Origin of the sequence: Leucobacter soli, from assembly GCF_042659205.1 — a bacterium.
GTDB lineage: Bacteria > Actinomycetota > Actinomycetes > Actinomycetales > Microbacteriaceae > Leucobacter > Leucobacter soli.
The window spans coordinates 1-3652 of sequence record NZ_JBHSRW010000222.1 but is presented as its reverse complement, the minus strand read 5'-3'; the positions used below and the strand labels follow the sequence as shown (position 1 = coordinate 3652).

Annotated in this window: 4 protein-coding genes; 2 read left to right on the top strand and 2 right to left on the bottom strand. The window is 69.8% G+C overall.

Annotated elements, in window-relative coordinates; genetic code table 11:
* Window positions 1–179: 179 nt before the first annotated feature.
* Window positions 180–1376 (top strand): UDP-galactopyranose mutase, encoded by a 1197-nt coding sequence (glf, locus tag ACFPZL_RS11140; RefSeq protein WP_218116379.1) that lies wholly within the window; start codon window positions 180–182, stop codon window positions 1374–1376.
* 26 nt (window positions 1377–1402) lie between these two features.
* Here glf and ACFPZL_RS11135 read toward each other — a convergent pair whose 3' ends face one another.
* On the bottom strand, window positions 1403–1756 hold the full coding sequence (locus tag ACFPZL_RS11135; RefSeq protein ID WP_218116378.1) for a hypothetical protein: 354 nt from the start codon (window positions 1754–1756) through the stop codon (window positions 1403–1405).
* Window positions 1753–3141, bottom strand: a complete 1389-nt coding sequence (locus tag ACFPZL_RS11130; RefSeq protein WP_218116377.1) for an O-antigen ligase family protein — start codon at window positions 3139–3141, stop codon at window positions 1753–1755. The genes ACFPZL_RS11135 and ACFPZL_RS11130 overlap by 4 nt, the downstream gene beginning before the upstream one ends.
* A 25-nt stretch (window positions 3142–3166) precedes the next feature.
* Between ACFPZL_RS11130 and manA the strand changes: the two genes are divergently transcribed.
* Window positions 3167–3652: mannose-6-phosphate isomerase, class I (manA, locus tag ACFPZL_RS11125; RefSeq protein WP_382335439.1), on the top strand; the 486-nt coding region annotated here is incomplete at its 3' end.

The window sequence follows — 3652 nt, the reverse complement described above, 5'->3', positions numbered from 1 at the left end:
TCGCGATCGTGTACCGGGCCGCGGTCGTCCTGAACGGAGTGATCGCCTGGCTCAACTATTTAACAGACACACCCTAGCAGCTAGGCGGCGGAGGCGCTCCGACGGCGCGCGCGACGCCTCGGCCGCCGCGCATACCCTTCGCATCCGCTTCGCACGCGCCGCATCATAGACTGGCCGTCATGTCTTCTCAGCTCAGCGGATCGCGGACGGGCGGCACGGATCCGCTCGCCGGCATCGACCTCCTCATCGTCGGCAGCGGCTTCTTCGGGCTCACGATCGCCGAGCGCGCGGCCGCGGAGCTCGGCAAGCGCGTCGTGGTGATCGACCGCCGCGCGCACATCGGCGGGAACGCCTACAGCGAGGCCGATCCCGAGACCGGGATCGAGGTGCACCGCTACGGCGCTCACCTCTTCCACACCTCGAACGAGCGAGTGTGGGAGTACGTGAACCGCTTCACGAGCTTCACCGGCTACCAGCACAAGGTGTACTCGAACTTCGAGGGCGAGGTCTACCCGCTTCCGATCAACCTGGGCACGATCAACCAGTTCTTCCGCGCTGCCTACGGCCCCGACGAGGCGCGCGCGCTCATCGCCGAGCAGGCGGGGGAGTTCGACGCGAAGAGCGCCCGCAACCTCGAGGAGAAGGGGATCTCGCTCATCGGCCGCCCGCTCTACGAGGCGTTCATCCGCGACTACACGGCCAAGCAGTGGCAGACGCCGACCACCGAGCTGCCCGCCGAGGTGATCAGCCGGCTGCCCGTCCGGTACACGTACGACAACCGCTATTTCAACGACGCCCACGAGGGGCTGCCGGTCGACGGCTACACGGCCTGGCTGGAGCGGATGGCGGATCATCCGAACATCGAGGTGCGGCTCGAGACCGACTTCTTCGACGAGACGCAGCCGCTGCACAAGTCCGCCGTCGCGGGCCGGATCCCGGTCGTCTACACGGGCCCGGTGGATCGCTACTTCGACTACGCGGAGGGCGAGCTCGGCTGGCGCACGCTCGACTTCGAGGCGGAGGTGCTGCCGACGGGCGACTTCCAGGGAACGAGCGTCATGAACTACGCCGGAGCGGATGTGCCGTACACGCGGATCCACGAGTTCCGCCACTTCCACCCCGAGCGCGACTACCCGGCGGACAAGACGGTGATCATGCGCGAGTACTCGCGCGTCGCGAGCCGCGAGGACGAGCCCTATTACCCGGTGAACACGCCCGAGGACCGCGAGCGGCTGCTCGCCTACCGCGCCCTGGCCGACGCCGAGGATCGGGTGCTCTTCGGCGGTCGCCTCGGCACCTACCAGTACCTCGACATGCACATGGCGATCGGGTCCGCGCTCTCGATGTTCGAGAACCGCCTCGCCGCGATCCTCTGAGCGGCGCCGAGCTGCGGACGGAAGCCTCAGACGGCGAGTTCCCCGGCCGTCTCCCAGACCGCCTCGGCGAGCTCGGGGTAGGCCTCGGCGATCTCGCGGAGCAGCTCGAACTCGACGCGATCCGCGTTGCCGCGATGCACCGGAGCGTCGGGCGTCGACGCGCGCCCCGCCAACCTGGCGAGCAGGAACTCGGCCTGCTGGCCCCGCGCGTCGAGCAGCTCGTCGCGGAGCTCGCGCACCACCAACTGATCGACGCTCGGCATGTCCGCGAGGCTGACCGCGGGATCCTCCCCGGCGCGACCGCGCTGCTCCAGCATGACGTCCCGCTCGATCCGGGCGATCTCGCGCAGCCGTGCGAGCTGCGCGTCGATGCCCCTCATCCGCGGTCCGTCCGAGGGATCGGCACCTGGCGCCACGGCCGTTTGGTCGGCTCGGTGTCGAGCGCGGGCAGTTCGAAGTCGTAGCGCGTCTTGACGGCGAGGATCACGAGCAGCAGCCAGCCGCTCTCGATGAGGATCCGGCTCTCGGTGATCGACTGGACGAGGAGCGCCACGATCACCAGCCACGGCCAGAGCGCCGAGGTCGCGTAGGGGAGTGCGGGCCCGGGCCCGCGTCGCGGCTGGTCGACCGCGCGGAACCAGACCCGCCACAGCGTGAGGACGACGAGCGGGGCGAAGACCAGGATCCCGATGATGCCCAGCTGGAACCAGACGTCGAGCCAGGCGTTGTGCGCGCTGGGGACCGGCAGCCCCGCTTTCGTGTCGAGCCCCTCGAACGGCGCTACCCAGGTGGGCCAGTAGCTCACCCATCCCCAGCCGACGACGGGGTGCTGCTGCACCAGCTCCCAGACCTTCTCCCAGGTCTCCGCGCGCCCGGTCATGTCGCTGCTCTTGCCCAGCAGGCCGAAGAGGGCGTCGCGTGCGAAGATCGCGAGTGCCACCGCCACGGCGATCATGGCTCCCGCGGTGAGGTAGAGGGGCGCTCGGCGATCCGCGCGCAGGCGGCGCGCCCACAGCGCGAGCCCGAGCGCGAGCATCACCGCGACCAGCGCGACCCACACGGTAGCACTGCGGGTCAGCGCGAGCGTGAGCACGGCCATGCCGACCCAGAACCAGCCGACCGCGGGCCGCACGAGCGTCGCGCGCAACTGGATGCCGAAGACGATGAGCCCGAGCAGCCCGAGGAAGCCGAAGAGCACGGAGCTGGCGACGAGGCCCTGGATCGGGCCGCCCGAGAAGAGCAGATCGCGGCTCCAGAAGAGGATCTTCAGGGTCTGCCCCTCGGGCTGCTCGAGCCACCAGGGCATGAGCGGCTCGCGGACGAAGAGGGAGACCCAGAGTTCGAAGAGCAGGGAGAGGCCGATCAGATAGCGCAGGGCGGTGGCGAGGGTGCGGAGCAGCTCGTGCCAGGTCAGCACGAAGGCCAGTGAGATCGCGACCGCGGTCGTGGCGAGCTGCGCGAAGACGCCGAGCACGCTCTCGAAGCGGTACGCCGACCAGATGATCGAGAGCGCCGCCCAGCCGAGGAACCAGTAGAGCGGGGCCGGGATCCGGTACCAGCGGTAGCGTTCGGGCCGCACCACGAGGAACACCCAGACGCTCGAGACCACCACGATTCCGGCGAGGACGAAGTACGTCGGGAGGCCCACGAGGTTCCGCACGCCGTTCGCGCCGAGCAGGAAGACGAAGACCATGATCGCCCAGGCGCTGATGCCGAGTCGGGTTTTCGACGAGGGTGCAAGACCCGGCGGACTCTTATCGGCCATAGTGGGTATGGTAGCGGTGATCGTCATGCTGATATTCATCGAGAACACGCCGCGGGCGTACGCCTGGGGCTCTCGTGACGCCCTCGCGGAGCTGCTCGGCACGCACCCGACTGGCGAGCCGCAGGCGGAGCTCTGGCTCGGGGCGCACCCCGGGGATCCGGCGACCGTGGCCAAGGGAGTGCCGCGCGGGAGGACGCTGATCGACCTGATCGAGAGCGATCCCGAGCGCTACGGCGTCGACGGCGGTCAGCTGCCCTTCCTGCTGAAGGTGCTCGCCATCGGGGCGCCGCTGTCGCTGCAGGTGCACCCCGACCGGGAGCAGGCGGCAGCCGGGTTCGCGGCCGAGGAGGCGGTCGGTGTGCCGCTCGGGGCGCGCGAGCGGAACTACGGCGACCCCAACCACAAGCCCGAGCTGCTGGTCGCGCTCAGCGAGGTGTCGGCGTTCTGCGGGTTCCGGCCGCTCGCGGAGGCGCGGCACGACCTGAGGGCCCTGGCCGAGCTCACCGGCGGG